This window comes from Phenylobacterium sp. (assembly GCF_004799395.1).
Classification (GTDB): Bacteria; Pseudomonadota; Alphaproteobacteria; order Caulobacterales; family Caulobacteraceae; genus Phenylobacterium.
Genome location: NZ_SSMZ01000186.1, coordinates 1 through 4,292, shown reverse-complemented (window position 1 = coordinate 4,292; position 4,292 = coordinate 1). Strand labels below are relative to the sequence as shown.

6 protein-coding genes are annotated in these 4,292 nt (G+C 68.3%); 1 reads left to right on the top strand and 5 read right to left on the bottom strand.

The window, feature by feature from the left end:
• Nucleotides 1-57: 57 nt before the first annotated feature.
• The 5 genes from E8A12_RS12155 to E8A12_RS12135 all read right to left on the bottom strand — a co-directional run bounded on the left by E8A12_RS12155 (nucleotide 58) and on the right by E8A12_RS12135 (nucleotide 3,791).
• Nucleotides 58-279, bottom strand: coding sequence for a Trm112 family protein (locus tag E8A12_RS12155; RefSeq protein WP_293369028.1), 222 nt, complete (start codon nucleotides 277-279; stop codon nucleotides 58-60).
• Nucleotides 280-337: 58 nt separating this feature from the next.
• On the bottom strand, nucleotides 338-1,528 hold the full coding sequence (locus E8A12_RS12150) for a glycosyltransferase family 4 protein (RefSeq protein ID WP_293369026.1): 1,191 nt from the start codon (nucleotides 1,526-1,528) through the stop codon (nucleotides 338-340).
• A gap of 99 nt (nucleotides 1,529-1,627) precedes the next feature.
• Nucleotides 1,628-2,290 (bottom strand): LON peptidase substrate-binding domain-containing protein, encoded by a 663-nt coding sequence (locus E8A12_RS12145; RefSeq protein WP_293369024.1) that lies wholly within the window; start codon nucleotides 2,288-2,290, stop codon nucleotides 1,628-1,630.
• Nucleotides 2,291-2,311: 21 nt separating this feature from the next.
• Nucleotides 2,312-3,214 carry a co-chaperone YbbN gene (locus E8A12_RS12140; RefSeq protein WP_293369022.1) on the bottom strand — a complete coding sequence of 301 codons (903 nt, stop codon included), beginning with the start codon at nucleotides 3,212-3,214 and terminating at the stop codon, nucleotides 2,312-2,314.
• Nucleotides 3,215-3,281: 67 nt separating this feature from the next.
• Nucleotides 3,282-3,791, bottom strand: a complete 510-nt coding sequence (locus E8A12_RS12135) for a YbaK/EbsC family protein (RefSeq protein ID WP_293369020.1) — start codon at nucleotides 3,789-3,791, stop codon at nucleotides 3,282-3,284.
• A 101-nt stretch (nucleotides 3,792-3,892) separates the two neighbouring features.
• On the opposite strand from E8A12_RS12135, the gene E8A12_RS12130 reads away from it, so the two are divergent.
• On the top strand, nucleotides 3,893-4,292 hold a 400-nt coding region (locus E8A12_RS12130), incomplete at its 3' end, for a hypothetical protein (RefSeq protein WP_293369018.1).

The following is a 4,292-nucleotide window of genomic DNA, read 5'->3' as shown; positions in this document are numbered from 1 at the left end:
TGGGCCAGGCCATAGCGGCGGACTGCGCCGAAGTCCCGCGCCTTTCGGGGCTCCGCCTCAGTCGGCATCGGTGAGGTCGCGCGCCTCTTCCGGCAGCATGATCGGCACGCCGTCGCGGATCGGGTAGGCCAGGCGCGCCGAGCGGCTGATCAGCTCCCCCTTCACTCGGTCCAGCTCCAGCGCCCCATGGGTCACCGGACAGACCAGCACCTCCAGCAGGCGGGGATCGACCTCGACGCCCTGGGGCGCCGGCGGGCTGGGTTGGTCGGCGTCGGTCATGCGGCGCAGTCCTAGCGCAACGAACGGCCGCCGTCATCGCGTCTCGGGAGCCCCGGCGTCAGGCGGCCAGAACGATCTCCTTCATCTGGGCGGCAGTCCGCGCCCAGGTCAGCTGGCGCATTGCGACCGCGCCCAGCCGGCCGCGTCTCAGCGCCTCGGCGCGATGGGCGTAAACTCGCTCCAACTGCTCAAGGACCTCCTCGACATCGCTTTCACCCCAGCCGGCGACGCCGCCGAAGCCGGCCTCCTCACCCGGCAGCGCGTTCTGCTGCACGAGCGGGTAGCAGTTTTCGTCCTCGATCAGGTCCAGATGCCCGGTGTTGGCCGACAGGATCGTGGGGACTCCGCAGGCCATGCACTCCATGGCCACCAGGTTGGTGCCGCCCTCGGCGCGGTTGGGGAACAAGGCCACGTCCATCTCACGCAATAGGCCGGGCATCATGGCGTTGGGCACGGAGCCCAGGTCGAGGACGTTGTCAGGGCCGATCCCGTTGGCCAGCGCCCAGCCTGTCACATCGACTTGGCCGATCCCATCGAAGGGCACCGGCGAGGTCAGGCCGCCCGCATCCAGAGTGCGGATGTAGTCGGTGACGGGGCCATGCCAGGCGGTGACCAACAGCGCATCGGGATGACGCTCGACGAACCGCCGCACGGCGGTCAGCACGATGTCCTGCCCCTTGCGGCGCTCCAGCTTTCCGCCACTGAAGATCAGGAAGCGGTCGGTGTAGACCCCCAGGCGCGGCGCGGGATGGAACAGGCTCGGGTCGATCCCCTGGAGGACGTTTCGCACGTTGGTCAGGCCGTGGGCCCGCAGCAGTTCGGCGTTCCAAGTGGATCCGGTGACGACGACCGGACAAGCCCGCGCCCGTGTGATCGCGTCAGCGTCAAGTTGCGGCGTTTCGAAGAACGTTACGCCGATGGTGGGCGTGCCGGCCAGCCTCACGTTATGGGCCACCCCGCTCACCAGGAAACGGCGGTCACAGGAGTTCAGGCAGGGCGCCTGGACTGTGGCGACGCGGTTTTCATACGGCCGGAGCTTCGCTTGGAATTCCCGCGACCGCTCGATGAGCGGCTGAAGAGCACGCCTTCGCAGAGGGCCGAGCGCCAGATCCCCATCCGAGATCGGCATGCTTACGACGACCGACATGTCGCGATCGGCGGACCAGTGCAGTGCCAGATTGAGGCCGTAGACGCCCCAGCCGAAGAAGCTGGACAACCGCCAGTTGATGAAGACCGCGCGTTCGGTCATCCGAGCCCCCCGCGAATCATCGAATATTCGCGATCCGCGATCCGCGATCCGTCTCCTGTGACAGCGGCCGGCGCGCGTCAAGCAGCGCGGCGGCCGGCGCTATTGAAGCGAGTGGCCCTCGTCGTCGCCGTCGTCGACCCCGTCGATCTCCAGCAGGGTGGACAGGGTCTCAAAGCGGCCGGCCAGGTCGGGGGCTTCGAGAAGCGCCTGCTTTTCAGCCGGCTCGAAGGGCAGCCCCATGGCCAGCGAATTGACGAGCGCCTCCAGCGGCGCGCTCTGGGCGGTCTCCCAGTCGATGTCCAGCTCGCGGCGGTTCAAGTAGCGCTTGAGCGCGCTGGCGAAGCGTTCGCGGGCGGCCTTTGGCGCCTGTGCGGCCTCGTCCTCGCTGAGGTCGGCCTCGAATCGGTCGTAGCGGGCGCGGAGCTGCCGGTAGGGCGTCGGGATGATCAGCTCGGCGCCGGCATCGAAGCGGCAGACGCCGGTGAGCGTGATCAGATAGCGGCCGTCGGCTGTCTCGGCGTAGCTGGTGATCCGGCCCGCGCAGCCGACATCGGTCAGCTTGGGCCGCTCGCGGTCGCCGCCGGCGCGGGTCTGGATCATGCCGATGATCCGGTCGCCGGCCATCACGTCGTCGACCATATTGAGATAGCGCGGCTCAAAGATCTGCAGCGGAAGGTCGCCGCCAGGCAGCAACAGCGCGCCGTCCAGCGGGAACACCGGGATCATCTGAGGCAGGTCGGCTGTGCGGCGATAAGCCGGCATGGGGATCAGGTCCGTGACGCCTCAGCTGAACAGGATGGCCGACAGCCGCCGTCGGCCGTTGCGGGATATCTCGGACATCTGGCCAGCGGCCTCGAAGACGGTAAGCAGCTGCTTGCGGGCCGCCTCGTCGTTCCAGGCGCGGTCCTTCTCGATGATGGTCAGGAGCTGGTTCGCCGCCTCTTCAAGGCGGTGGCTCCCGGCCAGGGCCTTGGCGAGCTCGAAGCGGGCCGCGTGGTCGTCGGGGTTGGCGGCCAGGCGCATTTCGAATTCGGCGGTTTCCGAAGGCGCCTCGGCGGCCAGCGTCAGGGCGGCGCGCACGCTGTCGAGGTCGGCGTCCTTGGCTTCGGGGCCGGCCATCTCGAGGATCTCCGCGGCGCGCTCGGTGTCGCCCGAGGCCAGATAGAGCTTGGCCATGCCGCCGAGCGCCTTGGCGTTCTGCGGATCGGCCTGCAGCACCTGGGCGTAAGCCTGGGCCGCGCCGCCCATGTCGCCCAACTCCAGCGACTCCTTGGCCAGGCCCAGCAGCTCGTCGATCGGCGATGGGCCGCCGGGGCCCATCTTGGCCAGCTTGTCGACGAAGGCCTTCACCTGGCTGTCGGGCAAGGCGCCCATGAAGCCGTCCACCGGTTGACCGTTCACAAAGGCGAACACCGCCGGAATCGACTGCACGCGCAGCTGGCCGGCGTAGGCCGGGTTCTTGTCGATATCGACTTTGACCAGTTTCACCTTGCCCTTGGCGGCGGTCACGGCTTTTTCGATCGCCGGGCCCAGCTGGCGGCAGGGACCGCACCAGGGCGCCCAGAAGTCGACGATCACCGGCGTGTCGCGTGAGGCGTCCAGCACGTCGGCGGCGAAGCTGGCGTCGGTGGCGTCTTTGATGATGTCGCCGGCCGGCGGTCCGGCGGCCTCCCCGATCAGGCTCATGGCCAGGTCCTCAAAGTCAGTTGGCGAAACGCGTCGAGCGCCAAGATGGTCCCGAGATGCGACGGCTTCAACGCGCGATCACCGCCATCGTCGCGAAATCCACCACCAGCGGCGTCACGCCGATGGCCGCCAGGAAGGCGCGGAACCCCGCCTGGCTGACCCCTGTGGTGGCGGTGTTCGTCAGGGGATGGAAATTCACCCGCGACGCCTCGGCCAGGTTCCGGTCAAGGACGAACCGCATCCGGCGGTCCGTATCGTTGATCAGGGCGAAGGCGGTCACTGACCCGGGCGTGACTCCGAGGGCCGCCTCCATGAGCGCCGGACTGCCGAAAGACAGCCGCGCCGAACCAATCACGAGATGCAGGCGCTTGAGGTCGATGACCGTGCGGTCCTGGGCGGATATCAGCCAGAGCTGATCCCTCGCGTCCTTCAGGAACAGGTTCTTGGTGTGGGCGCCGGGGATGGCGGCCTTGATCGCCTCGCCCTCGCCGACCCGGAAGACGGCCGGATGGTCGAGCGTGTCGTGGGCGATCCCTTCGGCGTCCAGCCGGGCGATCAGGTCGGCGCGAGTCTTCATGGTCTCGCCTTTGCACGACGAGAAGCGCGGCCGCAATTCGCTGTGCCGTTTTGGATCAAGCCTGGGCCGAACGCCCGGCGACGACGGAAAGACCTGACCCAATGAAGCTTCGCCTCCTGGCCCTGGCCGCCACTGCCGCGACCGCCCTCGTGGCGAGCTCCGCCCACGCCGCCGTCGTTTCGGCCTTCTTCGACCCGCTGGCCTGGAACCTGCCGGCCGGCCTGACGGACATCACCCAGTTTGAAACTGGCGACGCGCCGGTGGCGCTGTCCAACGTGATTTTCAGCCAACCGGGCTACAGCCTGACCGGCGACGCTCAGCTGGTCACCGGCTCCAACGGCAACAGCGCCGCCCCGGCGCTGCCCTCCGCGGCCAGCCTTTACGATCCGTCCACCGGACGCGACGGGACCCAGTACCTGTCGATCCAGGGCGGCGAATCGGTCACGCTCAGCCTGGCGGACCTCACCACCGTCAGCCTCTACATCGGTTCGCTGGACGGCT

Excerpts from the sequence above, each read along its gene's own strand:
- E8A12_RS12150 (WP_293369026.1), bottom strand. The coding sequence starts at position 1,528 with ATGACCGAACGCGCGGTCTTCATCAACTGGCGGTTGTCCAGCTTCTTC.
- E8A12_RS12140 (WP_293369022.1), bottom strand. The coding sequence starts at position 3,214 with ATGAGCCTGATCGGGGAGGCCGCCGGACCGCCGGCCGGCGACATCATC.
- E8A12_RS12145 (WP_293369024.1), bottom strand. The coding sequence starts at position 2,290 with ATGCCGGCTTATCGCCGCACAGCCGACCTGCCTCAGATGATCCCGGTG.
- E8A12_RS12155 (WP_293369028.1), bottom strand. The coding sequence starts at position 279 with ATGACCGACGCCGACCAACCCAGCCCGCCGGCGCCCCAGGGCGTCGAG.
- E8A12_RS12135 (WP_293369020.1), bottom strand. The coding sequence starts at position 3,791 with ATGAAGACTCGCGCCGACCTGATCGCCCGGCTGGACGCCGAAGGGATC.